The following is a 21,888-nucleotide window of genomic DNA, read 5'->3' as shown; positions in this document are numbered from 1 at the left end:
CGCAGCTCGACCGAGATCGACTTGGGGTGCCGTCAGCAGGCTCACACCCTGTCCGACACCGCCCGACCTAGGCCGACTCCGAGCCAGACCGGAGGGCGATTGCCTCTGATCGGCTCTGAGCAGCCCCGGTCGAATCGGGGTCGAATCAGAGCGGTTTCCTCTGACTGCCTCCGGTCGCCTCTGCAACCCGACCTAGCAGGTCACAGCCGATCCGAACCGCGAAGCCGCAGGTCAGAGAGGTGCGTCAGGAATACCCGGCGTACAGCCCGACTCGTCTGCCTTCTCAGCTCGACCAGGATGGTGTCTACGGGGATGCCCTTTCACCCTTGCTGGTCTGCAAGTATCTGCGGGATTACCGGAGTTCGGCTACGGTTGCTTCGCGCCGTGTTTCTTCTTCGGAAGGTTCGGTCGGAACTGCAGAGGTCTGGCAGTGGAACGCATCCCTTGTGGACGCCACCTCGGTGGTGTGGACCGCCCGGTAGGGCAGGACCCGTTCTACCGCCTTCGCGGGGGGCTACCTCGCAGCTTTGCAGAAGGGCTGTTGCATGAGCATCGCCTCCGACAAGAACGCACAGGCACAGCGCGCGTGGCACCGCGAGTTCGCGCTCCGTATCGCCGCCGGCCTCGCGGCCAAGGCGCTGTGGAGCGTCGTGCGGACGGCGGCACGGGTCTGCGGTTTGTAGCCGCAGGGTGGTGGGGTCCTCGGGCCCCACCACTGGACCTGACCGTCAGCTCAGGGATTCGAAGCTCAGCTGCAGGTCTTGTGGACCCGCCTTCGGGCCCTTTCCGCGCCTGCGCCCGCGTTTCGGCACCGGTGGGAGTCGTACGCCGCGCGCTTCAGGCGGCAGGCTTTGCCATGTGGGGCGCAGGCCGCCGTCCTCCACAGGGCCGACCAACTTCTTGAGGTACGCCTGGGTCTCGGAATCCGTCGAATACAGCACCGTGGCCCGGCTGGCCCGGGTCAGCAGCACGTGGTAGGCGTTACGCACACACTCGTCGAACCGCTCATTGCTCCTGGCCCGGATGATCTCGTCGGCCGAGCCCGGCGTCCGCACCCGCCGAACGCCGCGTTCCTTGTCGCGGGTCAGCGTCGCGCGCCGGTACTCCCAGCGGTCCTCGCGCCAGACCATGTCGTCACCGATGATCACGCCGCACCAGTCCCACTCGAGCCCCTGTGCGGTGTACACACACCCGATCTGCTCGACGCCTTCGCGCCGTACGCCCCAGAGCTTGGCCGGGGGCTCGTCGTTCGCACCGGGCCTGTCCCCCTTGACGTTCCACGGGCGGTGCCAGTCCCCGATGCGCACGTCAGGCTCCAGCGTCCTGTCCTTGCGGAGCGGCGTCCAGGGCCAGCAGAAACCCGCGACCATCCGCGCGCTCGCCCCTGCCTCGGCCTCATCCAGGATGATCCGCTCGAGTTCCTCAGGACTGTCCGCCACTTCGACGTGCATGAGGCCGTCAGGTATCCAGATGTCCCGCTCACGGCCGGAGATGCCGAGAAGATCGTGGACCCAGTCGCGATATCGGTCGCTGCCTCCGCAGCGGAACTGCCTGTGGAGCTCGTACATCCTGGGGACGATGTGACGGTTCTCCGCGGCTTCCCGGATCAGCTTCACCGTCCCCACCTCGTTGGGGCGTACGACTTGGCTGCCGTCCAACAGGAAGACGGTCACGCGAGCGGCGTCGAGGAGATCGTCCACCTGCGGCTGCTTCCCCCACTGTTCCTCGGGCAGGTAGCGGGATGTCGAGCGGTTGCGCAGGCGATGGGCTTCGTCGCAGATGAGCAGGTCCAACGGGGGCTGCGGCGGGGTTATGAAGCTGCTGAAGAACGCGAATCTGTTCTGGAACTCCGCGTCTCCGTAGCCGACGTGTTTCCTCATCGCAGCGTCGAACGCACGGGAGCCGCTGGCGTATTTGACCGTTCGTCCGGCTGCTGAGAAGTGCTCCAGCAGTTCCAGACCGATCGCGCTCTTTCCGCTTCCGGCTCCGCCTTCCACGACGAAGACGGCACGTTCTTCGTTCGCGGGAAGGCGCTCCACGGCCAGACGGATGTCCCGGAAGACTCGACGTTGCTCGCCTCGCAGGGTGAACACGGTGTCTTCGCCTCGCGACGACACCATGGCGGTGAGCAGCGGCGTGTTCCGGATGGCCAGCCGCTGGAGAACCCTCTCCGCCGCAGAGGCGCTTCCGTTCTCTGCGAAGCGCTCCCTCAGGTCGGCGAGGAGATCAGCCCGCGTGTCGGCCGTGATGGTCAACGTGTGCGGTCCGGTGGACGTGTGGGCGGAGAACAAGGGGTCCACATCGGAGGAATGAGCGTTGTGCAGGTAGGAGAGGCCCGCGAAGTCGATTTGCATGTCCTTCAGCGGGCCGTTGTCGCCGGTGAAGAAGTCGTAGGAGGCTTTGAGCTGGTCGCTGGGACGGTGCTTCGGGCGGGCCATTCCGGGCACGACGACCTTTTCGGGCTTCTCGGTGCTCTGTGAGACGGAACTCCACCGTTTGAGTTCCACCAGCAGGACCGATTCCCGGTCTGTTTCCGGGTGCCGTCCCACCAGGACGACATCCACCGCTGTGCCGGCACCCTCCGGCATGCATTCCACGAGCATGCGTACGTCGCCGCGGTCCGCGCTCACAAGGTCGGTGGCGAGCTGGATGAGGCTTTCCTTCCAGGCGGCCTTCTCTCCTTGGCTGACTTCTTTTTTCTTGAAAGACAGCCAACGCGCTGCCAGATGGGACAGCAGCAGGCGTCGCTGATCAAGTCTGAGAAGGTCCACCGCAGGAAGCTGCAGCAGGAGCACGAGGAAATCCCCCAGGGCACGAGAAACTCGTGCGGGTGGGGGCATGTCCTGAGGGAAGCCCGTCGGGCCGCATCCGACAGTCGATCACTCTACGGTCAATTCGCTGTGTGGCTCACGTACTTCGGCAGCCGAGTGGGGCGGCCTGACATCTCCTTCGATAGGGTTCAAGCAATCGTCACTGCGGCCCGACGGGCTTCCGCTCCGCTTCGGCGGAGTACCGAAGGACATGCCCCCACCCGCACGAGCTACTTCGTGCTGCCTGGGGGCTGTCCTTGCTGTTCCGCGACTCTGCTTCTGCGGTCGCCGCCGAGATCCACGCCGGTTCGCTCTTCCTTCGGCTCACTGACCAGTTCGTCCACATGCATGGTTACAAGCCCGGCGGATCCGAGATCCGCTCCTGGGAGAAGAGCCTCCCCGTGCTCGCGAACGCACTGGTCGACTCCGGTCTCAGCCAGGTGGAAATGCTCATCGAGTACGGGCTGCCTCTCACCAGCAAGCGCGCCGACGTGGTTCTCGCGGGAGTCCATCCGCGGACACGGCAACCCTCCTACCTAGTGGTGGAACTCAAGCAGTGGAGCCAGGCGCAGCCCGAGGACGGCGATCCGCTGCGTTGCCGAATCGACGCCTATACGCAGCCCGTTCTGAACCCCATCGAGCAGGTGCGGGGATACTGCGACTATCTGGTTGCCTTCAACCGGGTTCTGGCCGAGCATCCGCACCGCGTCGCGGGCGTCGCGTATCTGCACAACGCCACCGAGTTCGGCGTCAGTGGCCTGTACGAGGTGGAACAGAGCGAACGCGGACGACTGTTCACCGCCGAACGCCGGGGAGAATTCCTCGAGTACCTGCGATCGAAGCTGTCACCCGAACCCGGTGCGTCGGCCGCCGATGAGCTCCTGGCCGCCAAGGTGCAGCCCTCAAAGCAGTTGATCGCCGTGGCCGCCCAGGAAGTACGGGAACGCGAACAGTTCGTCCTGCTCGACGAACAACGCGTGGCCTACGAAACCGTACTGGCCGCAGTCCGACGGGCGCGGCAAGCGGATCACAAGGAAGTCGTCGTCGTCACCGGCGGTCCGGGCACAGGCAAGAGTGTCATCGCGCTTTCGCTGCTCGGAGAGCTCTACCGGCGAGGCGTCGCGGCCCTGCACGCGACCGGATCACAGTCCTTCACCAAGACGATGCGCAAGGTAGCGGGCGCACGCAGACGTGAAGTGCAGGATCTCTTCAAGTACTTCAACAGCTTCATGAGCGCCGAACGGAACGGTCTCGATGTCCTGATCTGCGACGAGGCTCACCGCATTCGGGAGACATCGGCCAACCGTTACACGCGAGCCGCGGAGAGAACCGGCAAGGCGCAGATCGACGAACTGATCGACGCGGCACGCGTACCCGTCTTCCTCCTGGACCAGCACCAGGTAGTGCGGCCGGGCGAGATGGGCACCGTGGAAGAGATCAAGACTGCGGCGGCGGGGAAAGGGCTGCATTGCCGGGTCGTTTCCCTCGACAGTCAGTTCCGGTGCGGCGGTAGTGACGCCTACCTGCGCTGGGTGCTCCGCCTGCTTGCCCTGGAACCGGGCGGAGTCGTCGACTGGGAGCCCGACGGCAAGGTCGGTCTCGAGGTCGTGGACAGTCCAGAGGAGTTGGAGGCGTTCCTCGTCGCACGCCGGGCAGACGGGTACAGCGCCCGGATGTCGGCTGGGTACTGCTGGCCGTGGACCAAGAAGACGCCGCCGGGCCAGCAGCTTCCGGCCGATGTGGTCATCGGCGAATGGGCCCGCCCCTGGAACGTCTTCGGTGAACGTTCAGTGGCCGGTGCTCCGCCGGCCGCGCTCTGGGCCACCGATCCGGCCGGTTTCGGCCAGGTGGGCTGCGTGTACACCGCTCAGGGATTCGAGTACGACTGGAGCGGCGTGATCCTCGGCCCGGATCTTGTGTGGCGCGACGATCGCTGGGTCGTGGATCGCGCAGCCTCCAAGGACCCGGTTTTCAAGAAGTCCACGCCCGACGCGGACGTGGACCGGCTGATCCGAAACACCTACAAGGTCCTTCTGACGCGGGGCATGGTCGGAACGGTCCTGTACTCCACGGACTCGGAGACCCGCGCCAAACTCCGTTCCCTCATCCACCCTCGCGAGGAAGCCTTGGTCTCCACCCTGTGAGGGGCTCGCCGGAAGCCTTGAAGCTGACGAACGGGCTGCCTGAAGGAGGAGCCGGGTCAGGATCACCGCGCCGCCACTGTGCATTTGGAAGATCTCGCCCTGACCCGTCGGGCTCTCACCGTGATCGTGCCCCTTGCCGTGGTGTAGCCGCGTTCGGACGGGCCGGGTGGGACGGTCTGGGCGAAGGGCGCGCTGATCACACGGTGCCCGTGGCCGGCCTGGCCGGCTGTGCTGCTCACGCTGGACGGGTACGTACCCGTACCCGTACTCTATCGGGATCCGTACGAGGAGGTCTTCGTGTCCGACGCCAACATTCGCATCCCCGCCGAAGCCCGCGATCGGCTCGCCCGGATAGCTTCCTCCGAAGGCATGTCCCTGCGGGGCTATCTTTCCCACCTCGCCGAGACGCTGCTCACTCCCGAGGAGCGCAGCGCGCGCGCGGAGCGGGCGCGGGCCGCACTGCGCGAGTGGAATGGATACGACCCGAGTGCGAAGGAACAGGCCGCTTTGGACACCGAGTTGGACCGGCGGCTGAGTGAGGCAGGGGTCAGGTGACCGAGGCTCTGCACGTCGTCCTGGACGAGACGGCGATGGTCGCGGCCGGCAAGGGCAATCTGCTCGCCTCCCGGCTGATCCACCGCGCTCACGCCGAGGCGGGCTGGTTTCTCTATGCCCCGGCATGTGCACTGGTCGAAGCCGACCGAGTGCGACCCGGAACCGCCGAACACCTTGCCGCGCTGCCCAGCATCACCGTACTCGACCTGGATCTTCCGGCCGCCCTCGCCGTAGCTCGCGACACGTCCTGGGGTCCGGCCCATACGCGGCACGCCGCCGAACCTACGGCCGAACGCCCGAACGGGGCGGTGGTGGCCACCACCGCCCCCGAGGCCTGGAGGGGGCAGCCCGTCAGAATCATCGACCTCAGCCCTTGAGCCGTCCCGATCACGTCGAAGCAGGGCTGAACCTGCTCCTTCAGGTGGCAGGACGCTTCGTTGCGGCGGGACTCCGCTCCGTCGCAGGCCGTCCGGCCGGAAACCCGGCCGGACGGCGCGTCACTCGACGGTCAGGGCGTGCTCTTCGACCGGCGGATTCCCCGTGTGTCGGCCCAGGCCGTGCCTGGTGACCAGAGTTCGGTGCTGTCGGCGGCAGCCGGTCGGTCGGCACGGTCCGTGCGGTTGAAGCCGACCGTATAGGTGTGGGTGACCGAACCGTTGGGTGAGGTCACCTTGATGGTGCGGGTGGTGAAGCCCGAGGTGGTTGACGAGACCGTGGGGCTGCCGTTCGTGACCTTGACCCGTGACCCGGGCTGGGTCGGGACCGCGGTGACGGTCGGGATTCTCCCGCTCCTCGGCCAGTCGACCACGTACGTGGTGACGTTCGGGTTGAAGCCGTCGATCGTGACTCCGCCCACCGTGATCGCGCTCGCGTCCGCGACGCTCGCCTTCGTCGCGTCCGAGAAGTTCGTCACCGTGACCGAACCGTCGGCGTTCACGACCACGTTTGCAGACATGGCCGCCGCCAAGTTGATCCGCTGCCAGCTCGCCTCGCCGTTCGCGGTGAGGTCGAGTGGGTAGCCGGAGTCCGTTGCGGTCTGTTCCAGGATCTGGGTGCGCTGTTCGGTGGTGAGGTTCGGGAAGGCCGTGAGCAGGAGCGCTGCCGCGTCGGAGGGGGCCTTGAGGGTTCGGCCGGCCTTGCCCACCTGCGAGAAGCCGTAGGTCAGGCGTTGTGTGTACAGGTCTACGTCCTGTTGAGGGGTCAGGCCTGCGTAGGGGTCGCCCCCGCAGGACGTGAGCGTGTCGCCGTAGCCCTGCTTCTCGCACTGTGTGAGGAGTACGTTCTCGATCTCGGTGTGGGCCTGGGTCAGGAGTTTCGCGAAGTCGGGGTCCGCCCAGCGGTGGGCCACCGTGGCCTGGCCGGTGATGCGGCCGCCCATCACGTCGAGGGGGTAGTGGAAGCCGAGGACTATGCGGTTGTCGCCGTACTCCGAGGTGCGGGCGAGGATCGACGGGGCCAGTTCCGGGAGGAGGGTGGCCAGGATCGTGCCGGCCTCGTAGCCGCCGTAGGTGTGGCCGCTCGGGTAGGAGCCGCTGGTGGCCAGGCTGGAGTACGAGCCGTCCTGGGATTCGTACATGTCGCCGCCGTCGCCTACGAAGCCGAGCCGTACGTACGGGCGCAGGTAGCCGTAGTGGTTCTTTGCCGCGTCTACGCCGTCCAGGCCCTGTGAGACGCGGCCGAACAGGGCGTTGGTCTTGGGGAGTTGGCCGTTGTTCAGGGCGTCGAGGTAGATCTGGCCGAGTTTCGAGCCGAGGCTGTCGGCCATCGTGATGGTGGAGCTGTTCGTCGCGTCCACCTCGGCGCGGTCCACCTCCTTCTGCGTCGCCGCGTTGTTGATGTCGACTGCGATCTCGTCGTTCTCCGCGGTGGGTGAAGTGCCGGTGGGTACGGCGGAGTTGGCGCCGAGGGTGTCGGGGCCGAGGTCGTCGATGCCGTTGAGGAGGTTGTTGAAGTAGTCGGTCGTGGGCCAGGTGTCCGACGCGTACGTCGACTTGAGTGTGTCGTCGGAGAAGGGGGAGGGTTCGTACGTCGTCGGGTCGGAGGTGGTGGTGGAGGAGGACGTGGCCGTCGCCTGCGCGTCGGCTGATGTCCCCGCCGCGGTTACCGCGGTTACCGTCGCCGTGTGGGTCTTTGCCCTGCTCGTCGTCGTGAGGAGTGCCGTGGTCGTCGTGGCGGGGACGTGGGCGGTGGTTCCGTCGTCCAGGGACACGGTGTAGCCGATGATCGGGAATCCGCCGTCGCCGGACGCTCGCCAACTCACCCTTACCTGCCCGCCGTTGGTGACCACACCCGTCACGGTCGGCGTCTGCGGCTTGGCGCCGCCGGTGACCAACGGCTGGGTGGCGGTGCTCGGTTGTGAGGCTCCGACGGCGTTCAGGGCCCGGACCCGCGCGGTGTACGACCTCCGGGACGGGAGCCGGGTGAACGTCGTGCTGCGGCTCTCCGGGTCGTCGATCTCGACCTGGTGGCCGCCGCTGAGCGTGATCTGGTAGCCGGTGACCGGCGAGCCACCGTCGTCCGCGGACACCGACCAGGTGACTGTCACGCTCGTCCCGGACGACGCCGCCGACACCGCGTCCGGTGCGGCGGGCACCGTCTTCGGCTTCGTGACGAGCGCGGATCGGGCGTGGTCGAGGGCCTCGTAGCGGGTGGTGAGGGTGTCGTCCGTTGCCGTGGTGTCCGCGAGCGCGGTCCTGGCCTCAGCGAGCGCGTCGGTGAATGCCGTCCAAGACGCGTCCGTGTAGCGCGACTTGACGAGCGCCGTCGCGGTCGTGACCAAGTCCTCCAGCTTCAGCCTCGGCAGAGGGATCAGTTGGTTGGCGGCGAGGGTGAGGCTCCGGGTCTGGTTGTCGAGTTCGAGCTGAGTCGCACCGTCGGCGGCCACGAGGGCACGCGCGGCGGCGAGTTCGCGCAGGTACACCCCGAAGTCGACGATGTCGTAGCGCGATTCGTCGTCCGACAGGCCCTCGTACTGGTCGATCGCCTTCCGCAGGGCGGTCGGGTCCGTCGTGGTGGGCGTGTCGGCGTGGGTGAAGGTGATGCGGCCAAGGTTCGCGACGTACGGGTGCGAGGAGTCCGGGGTCGTCGTCAGGCGGAGGTGGACGGTGTGGGTGCCGGTGACTCCCTTCGGGAGGGTGAGGCTCGTCGTGCCGCCTGACGACCACGCTGAGCCCGTGACCGGGAGGGGGATCGTCGCGTACGGCGTTCCGGGGGCTGTCGGGTCGAAGGAGTCGAGGTAGAGCTGGACGGCCGAACCGGTGCCGCAGCGCGCGGAGTTGTTGACGTAGGTGATCGTGACGGTGTTCTTCGACGAGCTGCCGAAGTCGATGGCGCCGTAGTTCAGCCAGGCCCCGTTGTAGGTGCCGCCGAGGTCGGTGGCGGAGCCCGCGCCGGTCCAGCCGGCCGGCTCGCTCTTGAGACCGCCGCCGCTGTTGGAGGTGAACGCCGTTGCGTCGAAGCCGACCGGGGCGTCCGCGTCACGCGTCAGAGTCAGCGAGTAGATGCTGGCCACGTACGGCTGGGCGTCGGTCTGCGTGCTGGAGACGAAGACGGCGTACACGTCCTGGACGCCGGCGAAGACGCTCGGGTCCAGTTGGACGGTCGTGGTGGCGACGGTTCCCCAGCCAGAACCGGTGTACGGGAGAGGGATGTTGACGGTCTTCGTGCTGTCGTCCTTCGAGCTCAGGTGCAGCTCGATGTGGGAGTCGGACGCGGCGCGTGACTGGGGCTTGTCGTAGCTGACGGTCACCGTGTCCGCGCCGTCGCCGAGGTCCGTGCCCTGCCACTCGGCCCAGGCGCCGTTCGTCGTGTTCTCGAAGATGCCGTCCGCGAGGTTGAGCGGGAGTGAACCGCCGCCGGTTGTGGTGGTGTTGGCCGCCGTGAGGGTGGCCAGCGTGGTCGAGGTGGACGTGGAGACCGGGTTCGGGGAGAACTGGTACCAGTCGAAGTTCGACACCCACTGCTGGCCGGACGGGGCGTGGAACACGAACGTCGCGCTCGATGCGGAGAGTAGGGCCGCCGGGTCGGTGACGGTCGCCTGGATGGTCGTGTAGTACTGCCAGCCGCCGGTTCCGGGGAGCGAGGCGGTGGCTACGATCGGGCCGTCGGCCGTGCCTGCGTGGATGTCGACGCTGCTCGGACTCGCCGTCGCCGCCTGTGAGTTGGCGTAGCGGATGGAGATGCTCTGCGGGGCGACGCCGCCGAAGTCGAGCTTGGCGAAGCGTTCCCACGAGCCCTCGGTCACGCCGCCGAGGTCGCCGTCCGAGTAGTACGCCTCCTTCTTGAGGCTGGGGCCCTCCATCTGGTCGGGGTCCTCGGCCTGGAGGACGGCGTAGCCGCCCTCGTCGATGGTGAGGGCGTCGATGGCGGAGCGCAGCGCGTCGTCCGCGGCCATGAGCGTGGCCGTGCCGGACGCGGTGTCCGCGAGGGCGGTTCGGGCGCGGTCGAGCGCCGAACGGAAGAGGGTGTAGGAGCCGGCGGAGTAGTTGCCCTCGCGGACCAGGGACGCCTGGTCGACGAGTTCTGCCAGAGCCTTGCGCGGTACCGCGGCCGCGGAGATGAGGAGCGGGTCGGTCGCGGAGACGCCGGTGCCGGTCACCGTCGAGGCCGGCACTCCGTGGGCGAAGGCCGCGTCGCGGAACGTGATGCCGAAGCGCGCGTCCACCTTCGTGGTGCCGGTGAGGGACAGGGTCGCCGTGCGGGAGCCGGTGACGCGGAGGTCCGCCGTGACGCCGTCCGGCAGGCCGGTCACGGTCGCCGCGCCGGTCCCGGTGAGGCTGGTGCCCTTGCGCGCGGAGAACGATGCCGGGCCGGAGGAGGACAGGGCGAGCTGCACGCTGCCGTCCACTGTGCCGTCAGCGGCGGTCGCGACGGTGCCGGGCTTGGCGGTGACAACTGTCTTACCCTTCACGGTCTCTGACGAACCATCACCCTTGTCGGTGCTGAGGGAGTACGCGGGCTTGGTGCGGGAACCCCAGTCGGAGGGCTTGGAGCCCATGCGGAAGTCGAGCGTTCCGCCGGCCACGATCTGCGAGTAGTCGAGCCAAGTGTTCGTGAAGCGCGAGCCGTTGAGGGTCGCGCTCTGCACGTAGTACTTGCTCGGCGACACCCCGTCCGCCTTCACCGTGAACTTGTTGCCGTTGGCGCAGGTGATCGTCGTGGAGTCGAAGAACGGGCTGCCGATCTGGAACTGGCTGGAGCCGGCCGTCACCGGGAACAGCCCGAGCGCGGCGGCGACGAACATGGTCGACATGGTGCCGGCGTCGTTGTCCATGGTCGGCAGGAAGCCGTGCGGGGAGAGCTTGTAGACCTGGGTCTTCACCGGTGGGGTGAACTCGCCGCCGGAGCTGGGGAGTTCGTTGGTGGAGCCGGTCGCGATGTAGCGGTTCCAGGTCGTGCCGGTGTAGATGGAGCGCACCCACTTCTGCGTCAGGCTCGGCTCGCCGACGTAGTTGAAGAGGTACGGCGCCTGGAGGTCGATCTCGTTGGCGTTGGAGTGCAGCATGGTCGAGCCGTCGTCGGCGTCGGAGTCCTCGCCGAACATGTGCTCCACGGCGGCCTTTCCGGCCTTCGCGCCGCCCATGGCCTGGATGAGGCCGCCCATGTCGTAGGCGTCGTACCAGTGGTACTGCCAGAGCGTGCCCTGGTAGAGGCCCGCCGCCTCGAACTTCTCGTAGTCGGCGCTCTGCCAGTCGCCGCCCGAGGTGCCCGCGGCGCGCGGGGTGAGCAGGCCGACCTTGGTGCCGTCGGCGGCCGTCCAGGCACCGGACTTGACCAGGTTGTCGATCGCCATCGTCGACTGGGTGCGCAGCTTCTTCGCGTCCGCGTCCTTGCCGAGCGTGTCGGCGACAATGGCCAACGCCCACTGGTCGTAGCCGCGTTGGACGGTCGTACCGGGATCGCCCGTGACGTATCCCTGCCGCAGTTGCGCCCCCGTGTAGTAGCCGGTGTACGACTTCAGGGTCGGGTACGCCTCGTCGAGCCGGTCGAAGTTCTTGTAGCCCTTCGACAGCGCGTCGGCGATCACGACGGCCGAGCGCTCCCAACGCACGGTCGGGACCGAGTGGGTGAGGCTGCCGAGGCTCTTGCCCGAGGTGTGCACGTCGGCGAAGAGCAGGATGAGTGACTGTACGAGGTCGCGGTAGGTGGCCGGGTCGATGTAGGCCTCGACGGAGTACTTGCGGAAGTCGTCCCAGGTGGACCAACCGTCGTAGTACGTATAGCCGTTGGCTTTGTGCACGGCTCCGTCGGCACCGCGGTAGGTCCCGCTGGTGCTGGTCGCGTTCACCGGCAGTGCGTACATGCGGTACAGGTGCGTGTAGAACTCCTTGGTGAGCGTGGAGTCCGGGTCGGCGGTCGCGGAGGCCTTCACGGCGACGGCGCCGAGCGTGCTGTTCCAGTCCGCCGCCGTCCGTGCCCGCGCCTGGTCGAAGGTGAGGCCGCCCACCTCGTTGTGCTGGTCGAGCGTGGCCTGTTCGGCGCTGATCGGCGAGAGCGTGACGCGCAGTTCGATGTCGTCCCCGGCGGACTTGTCGAACCCGAGGATCGCGCCGGTGTCGGCGCCGTCCTGCGCGGTCGCGTCGCTCAGCTTGCCGTCGTCGCCCCAACTCCTCAGTGAGGTCACGGGGGTGTTGGTGGTGGCGTCGTAATACAGCTTGTACGAGGCGCCGTTGAACGATCCCGCGATGAGGCCGGTGATCGAGGTCGTCCCGTCCGCGAGCGTCGTCGCCTTCATGGTCGCGCGGGTGCGGCTGGTGAAGTTGTTCGCGAGGTCGAGGACCAGTTGGGGCTGTGACCCGGCGGGGAAGCGGTAACGCTCCAGCGCCGTGCGGGTCGTCGCGGTCACCTCGGCGTCGATGGTGCCGGAGTCCTGGGTCACGGCGGAACCGGTTCCGGAGAGCGCCCCGAGCCCCACCTGGTAGTAGCCGGGCGTCGCGGTCTCGTCGTCGTGGCTGTACGAGTGCGCGTAACTGCCGGTGGCGGGACGGCTGTTGTACTGCACGGACGTCGGTACGACCAACAGGTCGCCGCCGCCTCCGGAACCGCCGACGCCGTCCAGGTTGGTCGCCGTGAACCCGGCTATGTGGTCCTCGTCGTAGTCGTACCCGGTGTGGTTGCGGCCCGGCGTGGTCAAGGGGTTGACCTTGGCCAGACTGTGCGGCGCCTCGGCACCCGGCAGGTCGTTGCCGTCGTCACCGCCGGTCGATACGAAGGGGTCGACGAGCTTCGTGTAGTCGGTGCCGTCGGATGCCCCGGGGGAGGCCGTGGAGTCGGCGGACGTGGTCGCGCCGGGTACCGCGGCGGCCGCACCCCCGCCCGTCAGCGCGGCGAGGCCGAGCGCCCCGGCGAGCAGCGCGGCGGCCGTCGCACGCAGTGGCCGGCGGCGCCGGCGGGCGGGTCTCGGGAGGATCGTTCTGGGCAGGGGAGCGCGGGATCTGATGGGCACGGAACCTCTCCAGTGTCGCGACACACGCATGTCCGGCCTCACCGGGTGACAACGAGACAACGTTGTCACCCGCCGACCCGGAGAGCGTGAACACTCAGGGGTGAGACGGCGGTGAACCTACGGGATCGCACCCGTCATGCTCACGACCGCCAGACATCAAACATGGAGAAGGCGTACGGGGGAAGAACGAGATGCGTACAGGAGCGTGCGCACGGCGGGTTCCCTGGCCTGTTGTCGATCCATCGGCGGGTATTGGCGTAGCCCCGGTCCCGACACGGTAGGGGAAGTGTGCCGAGACGGGTTGCGGCTTGGGTCGGCCCGTTTGTGCTCGCTCTGCGGATCACGGAGGGCGGGGTAACCGTCGAGGAGGCGGTCTCATCGGCGCAGCGAATTCCGTCCCGGCAGGTGTGTGACCCGACGGAGCTGGGGCGTTCGCTCCCGCAGTGACCCAGCTGTGGCGGGAGATTGCCGCGGAGGACCCGGCGCCTTGGAAGGCGGCGATGGCGGGTCGCACCGCTCGGTTGATGCGTTTGCACTCGTCCTGCCACAAGGTGGGCACAGGTCCTCCGGGGCGTCGATCGAAGGCTGGACGGAGCCCGGCGTACAGCCTGACTCGTCTGCCCTCAGGCCCTGTCCTGCTGGCGTGCCGTTCTCGTCATCCGGGACCGGCAGAACCAACGTGCGAATCCGCCCACCGCGATGGACACGAGGATGGCTCCCCAGTCGATGACGTGGGGCAGGCCAGGGAAGAACGCGAAGAAGGCGAGCGTGGCTACGAGGCCCACGACGAACGCAGCGATACCGGTTCGTCGCCGCCGTGCTTCCGACGTCTGATCCGAGGCGTTCTGCTGCTCCTGCTCGACCATGAGGCACTCACTTCGTGATGTGGTGGCACTGACTCACGCGGCGCACTCCGTTGACGTAGAGGTGCGCGCACGCCTTGCCATAACGAGGCAACGTCTGGGGGGAGTTGTTCCGCATCGGGTCGATCTTGCACTCGTTGTGGGTACGGCCGCGTGAAGTGCGGTAGGCGTGGTTGTTGGTGTCGGTGTAGCTGAAGTCGATACGCCAGTTGCAGAAACCACTGCCGAGAGCTGCGACGAACGCGCAGTCGACGCCGGCGTTCTGGTACGTGATCTTCCTGCCGCCCCCGCGGATGATGTGCGTGAACATGCAGCCCGTCGGCACCTTCATGGTCATTCCACCCACGCTGTACTCGAAGGTGCGTACGGGTGTCGACCCGATCGCGGTGGCGTGTGCGGAGGTCGGTGCGGCGAGGGCGAGGGCGCCGGCGGTGATCAGGGCGGTGGTGAGGCGCGTGAGACGCTTCTGGAGTGACCGCGACTTGGTGATCAACGAACAAGCAGCTGACCTGCGGAAACGTTCATGTCCATCCGCTATCCCCGCCCCAGCAGCGCCCCCACCGCCCCCTCCAAATACCCCGGAAACTCCTCCCGCGACGGAAGTGCCGACGGTACCGCGTGGGCGAGTTGGGCGTGGCCCAGGTAGAAGCTGTATGCCATCAGGGCCCGTTGGGCGGCCTCTGGCTCGGGGAAGCCCAAGTCTGTGAACAGGGTCGCGATGTAGGCGATCCGGCGGTCCGTGACCTGTTGGAGGGCCGCTGCCACCTGTGGATGGTCCGTGCTCGCCAGCAGGGAGAGTTCCAGGGGGTCCGTTCCCGTCGGCTTCGTGACCTCCGTCAGGAGTTTTCGGAGGCGGGCCTCCGCGTCCCGTTCCGACTCCACCGCCTTGATGATCTCGTCCGTGTTCGTCTCTACCCAGCGCGCCAGGGCCGCCTCCACCAGGGCCTCGCGGTTGGCGAAGTGCCAGTAGAAGCTGCCCTTGGTGGTGGCCAGGCGAGTGGCCAGGGGCTCGATTGCCACCGAAGTCAGGCCGCCGCCCTCTCGGATCGCGGTCAGGGCCGCGTCCGCCCAGTCTCTGGCCGTCAGTCTCGGTTTCTTGGGGTGCTCGCGACCTGCGGCCCGTTCCCGTTGCGCCATGACCATACGCTACCGTACGGTTGGTTTCCGTACGGTAGCGTATGGAGGTGCGTGATGGTCAAGGACAGGCCCGTCGCGGTCCCGTTTCCTCAAGGCGCACGGTTGATCAGGGCCGCCCTGGAACGGCCCGACTATCAGGACGCGTATGCCATGGAGCTGCGGGCCGGGATGCCGCGTGATCCCGCCGCCTGGACCGGGATTCTGCGCGACGCATTCCCCGTTGTCGAACGGCGGGACGGCGAGGTGCTCATGCGGGTGAGTGCCGCTGGTCTCGACGCCTGGGCCTCGATCGTCGTCGAGGGGGAGTCCGTGACCCTGTGCAGTTCCGTGAAGGCCAACGGGTGGCGTTCCAGGGCCTATTGGGGCGTTGTGCGGTGGGTGCATCCCTTCATGGCCCGCGCCATGATGGTCCGCACCCATCGCAAGTTCGCACGTCCGCCGCTCAGTTCCGATAGCGGTAGAGGATCCGGCCGCGGGTCAGGTCGTACTCGCTGAGCTCCACGAGCACGCGGTCGAACGGGAGGATCCTGATGTGGTTCTTCCGGATCTTCCCGCTGATGTGCGCGAGCACGTGGTGCCCGTTCTGCAGCTCCACCTTGAAGGTGGCGTTGCGCAGGCATTCGAGGACGGTGCCTTCGATCTCCAGGCCGTTCGCAGTTCTTGCCAAGGTGCCTCGCTCAGAGAGTGGGTGAGTTGGGTGGGTGGTGGTGGGGGGTGGTGGGGCGGGGGCTCAGCGGCGCACCAGTTCCAGGCAGCTGCCCGATCGCCGCGCGCCGACGCCCTCCGCCAGTGCGATCGCCGCCGCGTTGGATACGTCGACCTCCGCCCACGCCGAGTCGATTCCTTCTCGGTGGAGGGCGTCCAGTGCGTGGGTCAGCAGCGCCCGGCCGATGCCGTGCCGGCGCTCGTCGTTCCGTATCGCGATCAGGCCGATCCGCGCCCGACGGCGCACCCGCGCGACCCGGATCAGGCCGACGTACTCACCGCCCCGGACCGCCGTCGCGTACTTCGACGGGTCCGCCGGCGTGCACCCGGCCGGGCGGGGCAGTACCTCGGCCGGCATGGTGTGCCAGCCGACGGTGGCTTCGACCTCTGCGCGGATCGTGCGGTCCAGGGTGCGGAGCAGGTCCGCGTCTGCCTCGCCGGCGGGCAGGATCGTGACGCTGCCCGGCGGGAGTTGCCGCCCGCCGAGCCCTGTCTCGTACGAACGCGTGGGCAGTACGTACTCCCACTCGCGGCGTCCGACCGTGAAGCCGAGCCGTTCCCAGCTCGACTTCAGGTCGTGGTCGGCCTCGCCGACCAAGGTGTGGAGCGGCTCGGGGAGTTGCGTCAGCATCGTGGCGGCGAGCCGGTCGAAGACCGCGTCCTGCCATGCGTCGACGCTGATGAAGCGCCGCCCGTCGGGCCGTTGCGAGACATCGCCCCGGCCGACGATCCGGTCGTCGGCCACGGCCTCCCACCGGTCCTCCGCGACCCGCGTGATCATCACAGTGTCCATAGGTGTTCGCCTTTCAGGAGTGCCTTGTCGGAAAGGCGCTCCTGCGACACCTGGATCAGTCGCACACCGTGACGGAAAGGGGGAGCACCCACCTCGATACAGCGGTCATGGGTGTCACCTCCTCCAGCGGAATCACGTCGTAATCACGGTTCGTTCGCAAGCTACCAGCCGGGCCGCCGCCCCGGCCAACCGTTTTTCCGTCCTTACGTCAGCTTCGTCGCCGTGACCGCCGTAGCCGTCACCGTGTTGTCGCACTCCGCGAACACCCCGTCGTCCAGGGCGACTTGGTGCGCACCCGAGCCCGGCAGGCCCACCACCAGCGTGGGGTACGACGACGGGGTCGCCCCCGACTTGCAGTAGCCGTCCGCCTCGCCCTGGACCTGGACGAAGGTCAGCTTGAGGCGGGCCTTTGCGCCGGGGGCCAGGGTGACGGGCGTGGCCGTGCCCGTCGGCGTCACGGTCAGGGGCGCGTTGTGGTCGGGGGAGCCGTTGCCGGCGCCCGCCACCGTCGGGTGCCCCTTGAGCGTGCACGCCTTGGACGACGTGTTCGTGAACTCGATGATCGCCGCCCCGGTTCCGGTGCCGTCCGGGCGGTCGGTCGCCTGGTGGGCGGTGACGTCGAGGGACTCCGGCGCGCAGGTCTTCGAAGTCCCGTCCGCCGAACCGGAGATGGGGGACGCCGTCACGGTCGGCGTGCTCGCGCCGGCCGACGTCTCCGCAGAGCTCGGTGTCGACGAAGGAGTCGACGAAGGGGTCGACGAGGCTGTCGACGAGGGCGTCGTACTGCTGCTCGGGGTCTTCGAGGGCGAGTCCGCCGCCTTCGGTGAGCCGCCGGACTGGCATGCCGTCACCGACAGGGCGGCCGAGAGCGCGGCGATCGCCAGCGCGGCCTTGCGGATGCCGTTCACGTACTGCATGGAGAGTCCCCCGAGTTCCGATCGTGCGGGGCCGGTCCTCGCCGGCGCCCGCACATGGAGACAAGGGGGACTGTTCCAAGGTTTCTGCTGTGGATCAGCTGTGACAGGCGTGGATCACTTGTGACAGTTCGTCACGCCGTCGGCCTCCCTGTCTCCTCCTTCTCGATCCCCACCGTCGCGTCCCCCTCGCCCTTCCCCCGCAGCGCGATCACGCTCAGGAGGGAGCAGGCCAGGGCCGCGATGCCGCAGACGACGTAACCGATGGCGTATCCGTTGCCGAGGGCCTCGAGGGCGATGGGCAGGGCGCCGCCCGGAGGGGAGGCCGGCGGGACCGAGTTGGCGGCCAGCGGGCCGCCCTCCGCCGCCACCTGGCCCGCCGCCGCCTTGACCTCGGCCGAGAGGCTGGAGGAGGCCAGCTTCTGCGTGAACTCGTCCGCCGCGTGGCTGAGTGCCACCGCGCCGATCACCGCCGGGCCGAGCGTGAAGCCGAAGTCGCGGAGGAGGCTGGTCGAGGCGCTGGCCATGCCGGCGTAGTGCACTTCCACCGTGTTGACGGCGGTCGCTGTGATCGAGGAGACCGTGAGGGCGAAGCCGATGCCCACCAGGCCGATCGGGAGGATCAGGGAGGTCAGGGACCGGTCGCCGACCGGGAGGGTGGCGGCGATGAAGTCGCCGGTCGCCATCAACCCCAGGCCGGTGCCCAGGACCCACCTCGGGCTCACCTTCTCCAGCAACCTGGAGATCAGCGGCATCAGCAGCAGCGTCCAGGAGTTGAGGAGGATGAACGCGAACGAGCCGCGCAGGGGGCTCTGGTGCTGGATCGGACCCAGCCGGATGCTGGTCGCGTACGCCGTGCCGAGGTAGCTGAACATGCCGACCACCGCGACGAACGACGCCACCGCGAACGCCCGGTTCCTGAACAGGTCGAGCCTCAACAGCGGTGACGCGGCCCGGTGTTCGGCGACGAGGAACAGGGCTATGAAGACCGCCGCCACCGCGTACGCGATCACCACCGGCGTCGCCGTCCAGCCGTCCGCCGGGCCCTGGATCACCGCGTACAGCAGGGCGAACATGCCGACGCCGATGGTGATCTGGCCGGCCAGGTCCAGTGAACGGCCTTCCGGGGCACTGGAGTTCTGCGCGAACAACTGGCTGAGGAGGGTGCTGATCAGGGCCAGGCCGGTCACGACCACGAAGGCCCAGCGCCAGGAGCCGTAGTTGCCGGTGATGCCGCCCAGGACCGGGGCGACGAAACCGCCGCTGGACAGGGCCGCCGCCCAGATGGTGATCGTGCGGGCGCGGTCGCGGGCCGAGTGGGTGCCCGCGGCGATCATCGCGAGCGAGGTGGGGAAGAGTGCCGCCGCGCCCAGGCCGGCGATGGCCTGGCCGAACCAGAGCATGTGGATGCCGGTGCTCGCGGCGGCCAGCGCCTCGCCGAGCACGAGCAGTGCGCCGCCGCCGACCAGCAGCCGCTTGCGGCCGAAGAGGTCGCCCAGGACGCCGAAGGTCAGCTCCAGTACCGAGACGGGCAGCAGGAACGCGTCCGAGATCCAGGTCAGCTGGGAGCCGACGGGGTGCAGGTCCTCCTGGAAGAGGCCGTTGAGCGTGGCCGGCATGGCCAGCGCGATCTGGGCCAGGCAGACCGCGAAACAGCCGGCGACCAGGGTGCCGACGGGCAGGCCGCCGGAGGTCTTCCCGATGGCGGAATCGGGTTGGGTGCGCGCTTCGATGGACACGTGGGGCTCCCCTTTGAGCGGGTTGTACGGGGATGACGGCGCCGAGAAACGCTGTGAATGTAGGGCAGTTTTTCGACTACGGTCAATGGGGTGCCCAATATTGAGGGACGCGCCTCTCCCCGGGGAGGACCCACGGGTGGGTGTCGGGGCAGGTCAGAGGTCGGTGGCCGGGGCGGACAGCCGGCCGGCCACGTACTCCTCGCGGAGGACGTTCTTACGGATCTTCCCGGAGCCGGTCAGCGGGAAGGCCTCGACGAACACCCAGGTGCGGGGCGTCTTGTGCGGGGCGAGGTGGGCCCGTACGAGGTCGAAGAGCTCCTTCTCGGCCACCGAGCCGCCCGGGACACGGCGGACGAAGGCGGCGACCCGCTCGCCCCAGACCGGATCGGGCAGGCCGACGACCACGGCCTCGGCGACCGCGGGATGCGTGGCGAGGACCTGCTCGATCTCGCGCGGGTAGATGTTCTCCCCGCCCCGGATGATCATGTCCTTCAGCCGGCCCTCGATCCGGCAGTACCCGCGCTCGTCCATCGAGGCGAGGTCGCCCGTGTGCAGCCAGCCGTCGGCGTCGACGGCGGCCGCGGTGTCGGCCGGGGCGTCCAGGTAGCCGGTCATGACGTGGTAGCCGCGGGTGCACAGCTCCCCGGTCACCCCGGTCGGCACGGTCGCGCCCGCCGCGTCCACGATCTTCACCTCGGCCCGGGGCAGCGGCCTGCCGACGGTGTGGGCGCGGTCGTCCGCGGTGTCGTCGAGGCGGGTGATGGTGATGCCGGGGGAGGCCTCGGTCTGGGCGTAGATGACACACATCGGCACCCCGAAGGCCGCCTCGACCCGGCGCACCAGCTCGGGCGGGACGGTCGCGCCGCCGGACAGCATGTACCGGAGTGAGGAGACGTCCGTGGTGGGGAGCGCGGGGTGTTCCAGCATGGCGATGAGCATCGTCGGTACGCCGCCCATCACCACGCAGCGTTCGGACTCGGTGAGTTCGAGCATCAGGCCCGGCTCGAAGTGCGGCGGCAGCACGTGGGTGCCGAGGCCGGCGATCGACGCGAGGGTGGCCAGCACGCAGCCCGCCGTGTGGAACAGCGGCATCGGGTTCAACTGGGCCTCGCCGGGCCGCAGTCCGAAGGTACGGACGTACGCCAGCCGCGCGTTGTCGGTGATCCCGCGATGGTGCAGGACCACGCCCTTGGGGATGCCGGTCGTGCCCGAGGTGTACTGGATCTGGGCCGGCGACGAGGCGTCGACCTCGGGCAGCGCGCGGTCCGGGTCCGACCCCTCGGCGCAGAACTCGCCCCAGTTCTCGAACAGCACGCTCGTCCGCAGTTCGGGCAGGTCGGCGCGGATCTCCTCAAGGGTGCGGGCCATCGGGTTGCCGCGGTACTCCCGGCGGAGGAACACCCCGGCCGCGCGGGAATGGCCGAGCACATGGCGCAACTCGGCCGCGCGCAGAGCCGGGTTGACCGTCACCAGCGTCATGTCCGCGAGTCCGGCGGCGAGTTCGAGGATCACCCACTCCGGGATGTTGTTCGCCCACACCGCCACCCGCTCGCCCGGCGCGAAACGTCCGAGCAGGGCGCGGGCCGCCCGTTCGGCCTCGTCGAGCAGTTCGGCGTACGTCCACCGGCGCCGCTCGGCGGGATCCGGTAGGCCCTCGACCAGGGCGACCGTGTCGGGCGCGAGGGCGGCGGCCCGGCGGAGCAGGGAGCCGACGGTCTCTTCCCGCAGTTCCTCGTCGGGCTCGCCCTGCCAGTACGACGTCGTCACCATGCCGTCAGTATCCAGCAGCCCCGGACGCCCAGGGAGTCCTCAAGTCATCCGGAAACCACGTCGGTTGACGGTCCAAGGGAGCGTTCGGTGACCTTCTCCAGGTGGCGGGTGAACACCTCCCGGGTCTCCGGCGTCAGCGTGCGTAGCGCGATCAGGGCCGTGATCACCACGTCGCAGAGCTCGCCCTGCACGTCCTCCCAGGTGTGGGTCACGCCCTTGCGGGGGTTCTGGCCGGTCACGCCGATGACCGCCTCGGCCACCTCGCCGACCTCCTCGGACAGCTTGAGCATGCGCAGCAGCAGGCTCTCTTTGCCGCCGAGCGGGCGGTTGTCGTCCACCCAGGCCCACAGGGCGTCGACGGAGGACCAGAGGTCGGGGGAGGCGGGCTGATCGGTCATGCGCCCAGCTTGCCAAACGAACCGGCCTCCCTTCCCCCACGATCTCACTCCCCGAACAAGGCCTCCTGCGTGTCGAACTCGTCCGCCGCGTCGTCCGGATCCGGCTTGTCCAGCCGCCGGTTCCGCGCGCCGATCACCATCGCCGTCACCGCCGCCGTCGCGCCGAGCGCCGCCGGGACCATCCAGCCGCGGTCGAAGACATGGCCGAGGGCGTGGTCGAGGGAGAGCCGGCCGGGACCCGTGACCGCGAGACCGGCCGCGGCCAGGCCCAGGGTGGCCGCGTACTCGAAGCCGCCCTCCTGGTTGAAGAACCCGTTGGGCGCGTGCACCGCCGACGCGCCCGCCATCGCACCGGCCGCGGCGGCGCCCGCCCCCGGGGTGGCCAGGCCCAGCGCGAGCAGCGTGCCGCCGCCCAGCTCCGCGAGGCCCGCCGCCGTCGCGCTCGCCTTCCCGGGCGCGTACCCGACGGACTCCATGAACTGGCCGGTCCCCTCGATCCCGCGCCCGCCGAACCAGCCGAGCAGCTTCTGCGCTCCGTGCGCGGCCAGCACCCCGCCGGCACCCAGCCGGAGCAGCAGCAGGCCCAGGTCATGTCGGTTGTAAGCACTCACGACAA

16 protein-coding genes are annotated in these 21,888 nt (G+C 68.6%); 4 read left to right on the top strand and 12 right to left on the bottom strand.

The window, feature by feature from the left end; all coding sequences use genetic code 11:
* The first annotated feature begins 545 nt into the window (after nt 1–545).
* The gene (locus ACQEWB_RS14195) at nt 546–683 is read left to right on the top strand and encodes a hypothetical protein (RefSeq protein ID WP_432830740.1); all 138 of its coding nucleotides are present in this window, start codon (nt 546–548) and stop codon (nt 681–683) included.
* A 45-nt stretch (nt 684–728) separates the two neighbouring features.
* Here ACQEWB_RS14195 and ACQEWB_RS14190 read toward each other — a convergent pair whose 3' ends face one another.
* Nucleotides 729–2,795, bottom strand: coding sequence for a DNA/RNA helicase domain-containing protein (locus ACQEWB_RS14190; protein ID WP_432830738.1), 2,067 nt, complete (start codon nt 2,793–2,795; stop codon nt 729–731).
* Nucleotides 2,796–3,067: 272 nt separating this feature from the next.
* On the opposite strand from ACQEWB_RS14190, the gene ACQEWB_RS14185 reads away from it, so the two are divergent.
* From ACQEWB_RS14185 to ACQEWB_RS14175, 3 genes are all read left to right on the top strand, one after another.
* Nucleotides 3,068–4,954 carry a DNA/RNA helicase domain-containing protein gene (locus tag ACQEWB_RS14185; RefSeq protein ID WP_432830736.1) on the top strand — a complete coding sequence of 629 codons (1,887 nt, stop codon included), beginning with the start codon at nt 3,068–3,070 and terminating at the stop codon, nt 4,952–4,954.
* 297 nt (nt 4,955–5,251) lie between these two features.
* A complete protein-coding gene (locus ACQEWB_RS14180) occupies nt 5,252–5,509 on the top strand; it encodes a hypothetical protein (protein WP_432830734.1) in 258 nt (85 codons plus the stop codon).
* On the top strand, nt 5,506–5,886 hold the full coding sequence (locus ACQEWB_RS14175) for a hypothetical protein (RefSeq protein ID WP_432830732.1): 381 nt from the start codon (nt 5,506–5,508) through the stop codon (nt 5,884–5,886). The genes ACQEWB_RS14180 and ACQEWB_RS14175 overlap by 4 nt, the downstream gene beginning before the upstream one ends.
* Nucleotides 5,887–6,017: 131 nt before the next feature.
* On the opposite strand, the gene ACQEWB_RS14170 is transcribed toward ACQEWB_RS14175, so the two are convergent.
* The 11 genes from ACQEWB_RS14170 to ACQEWB_RS14120 all read right to left on the bottom strand — a co-directional run bounded on the left by ACQEWB_RS14170 (nt 6,018) and on the right by ACQEWB_RS14120 (nt 21,883).
* Entirely contained in the window at nt 6,018–12,953 is a 6,936-nt protein-coding gene (locus tag ACQEWB_RS14170; RefSeq protein WP_432830730.1) for a glycoside hydrolase domain-containing protein, read from the bottom strand.
* Between the two features lie 623 nt (nt 12,954–13,576).
* Nucleotides 13,577–13,819: a hypothetical protein gene (locus ACQEWB_RS14165; RefSeq protein WP_432830728.1), complete on the bottom strand. Its 243-nt coding sequence runs from the start codon at nt 13,817–13,819 to the stop codon at nt 13,577–13,579.
* Nucleotides 13,820–13,826: 7 nt separating this feature from the next.
* Entirely contained in the window at nt 13,827–14,306 is a 480-nt protein-coding gene (locus tag ACQEWB_RS14160; RefSeq protein WP_432843807.1) for a hypothetical protein, read from the bottom strand.
* Nucleotides 14,307–14,350: 44 nt separating this feature from the next.
* Nucleotides 14,351–14,953: a TetR/AcrR family transcriptional regulator gene (locus tag ACQEWB_RS14155; protein WP_432830726.1), complete on the bottom strand. Its 603-nt coding sequence runs from the start codon at nt 14,951–14,953 to the stop codon at nt 14,351–14,353.
* Between the two features lie 442 nt (nt 14,954–15,395).
* On the bottom strand, nt 15,396–15,620 hold the full coding sequence (infA, locus tag ACQEWB_RS14150; RefSeq protein ID WP_432830724.1) for a translation initiation factor IF-1: 225 nt from the start codon (nt 15,618–15,620) through the stop codon (nt 15,396–15,398).
* Between the two features lie 63 nt (nt 15,621–15,683).
* A complete protein-coding gene (locus ACQEWB_RS14145; RefSeq protein WP_432830722.1) occupies nt 15,684–16,451 on the bottom strand; it encodes an N-acetyltransferase family protein in 768 nt (255 codons plus the stop codon).
* A 203-nt stretch (nt 16,452–16,654) separates the two neighbouring features.
* Nucleotides 16,655–17,368: a DUF4232 domain-containing protein gene (locus tag ACQEWB_RS14140; RefSeq protein ID WP_432830720.1), complete on the bottom strand. Its 714-nt coding sequence runs from the start codon at nt 17,366–17,368 to the stop codon at nt 16,655–16,657.
* 131 nt (nt 17,369–17,499) lie between these two features.
* Nucleotides 17,500–19,104: an MFS transporter gene (locus tag ACQEWB_RS14135; RefSeq protein WP_432830718.1), complete on the bottom strand. Its 1,605-nt coding sequence runs from the start codon at nt 19,102–19,104 to the stop codon at nt 17,500–17,502.
* 153 nt (nt 19,105–19,257) lie between these two features.
* A complete protein-coding gene (locus ACQEWB_RS14130) occupies nt 19,258–20,874 on the bottom strand; it encodes an AMP-binding protein (protein WP_432830716.1) in 1,617 nt (538 codons plus the stop codon).
* Between the two features lie 44 nt (nt 20,875–20,918).
* A complete protein-coding gene (locus ACQEWB_RS14125; protein WP_432830714.1) occupies nt 20,919–21,272 on the bottom strand; it encodes a MazG-like family protein in 354 nt (117 codons plus the stop codon).
* 44 nt (nt 21,273–21,316) lie between these two features.
* The gene (locus ACQEWB_RS14120) at nt 21,317–21,883 is read right to left on the bottom strand and encodes a DoxX family membrane protein (RefSeq protein WP_432830712.1); all 567 of its coding nucleotides are present in this window, start codon (nt 21,881–21,883) and stop codon (nt 21,317–21,319) included.
* Nucleotides 21,884–21,888: the final 5 nt, after the last annotated feature.

Origin of the sequence: Streptomyces sp. CA-249302 (genome assembly GCF_050936785.1) — a bacterium.
Taxonomy (GTDB): Bacteria; Actinomycetota; Actinomycetes; order Streptomycetales; family Streptomycetaceae; genus Streptomyces.
Note: the sequence above shows the minus strand (reverse complement) of the source record. Positions and strands in the feature narration are given on the sequence as shown.

Excerpts from the sequence above, each read along its gene's own strand:
- ACQEWB_RS14165 (WP_432830728.1), bottom strand. The coding sequence starts at position 13,819 with ATGGTCGAGCAGGAGCAGCAGAACGCCTCGGATCAGACGTCGGAAGCA.
- ACQEWB_RS14140 (WP_432830720.1), bottom strand. The coding sequence starts at position 17,368 with ATGCAGTACGTGAACGGCATCCGCAAGGCCGCGCTGGCGATCGCCGCG.
- ACQEWB_RS14125 (WP_432830714.1), bottom strand. The coding sequence starts at position 21,272 with ATGACCGATCAGCCCGCCTCCCCCGACCTCTGGTCCTCCGTCGACGCC.
- ACQEWB_RS14145 (WP_432830722.1), bottom strand. The coding sequence starts at position 16,451 with ATGGACACTGTGATGATCACGCGGGTCGCGGAGGACCGGTGGGAGGCC.
- ACQEWB_RS14195 (WP_432830740.1), top strand. The coding sequence starts at position 546 with ATGAGCATCGCCTCCGACAAGAACGCACAGGCACAGCGCGCGTGGCAC.
- ACQEWB_RS14155 (WP_432830726.1), bottom strand. The coding sequence starts at position 14,953 with ATGGCGCAACGGGAACGGGCCGCAGGTCGCGAGCACCCCAAGAAACCG.
- ACQEWB_RS14130 (WP_432830716.1), bottom strand. The coding sequence starts at position 20,874 with ATGGTGACGACGTCGTACTGGCAGGGCGAGCCCGACGAGGAACTGCGG.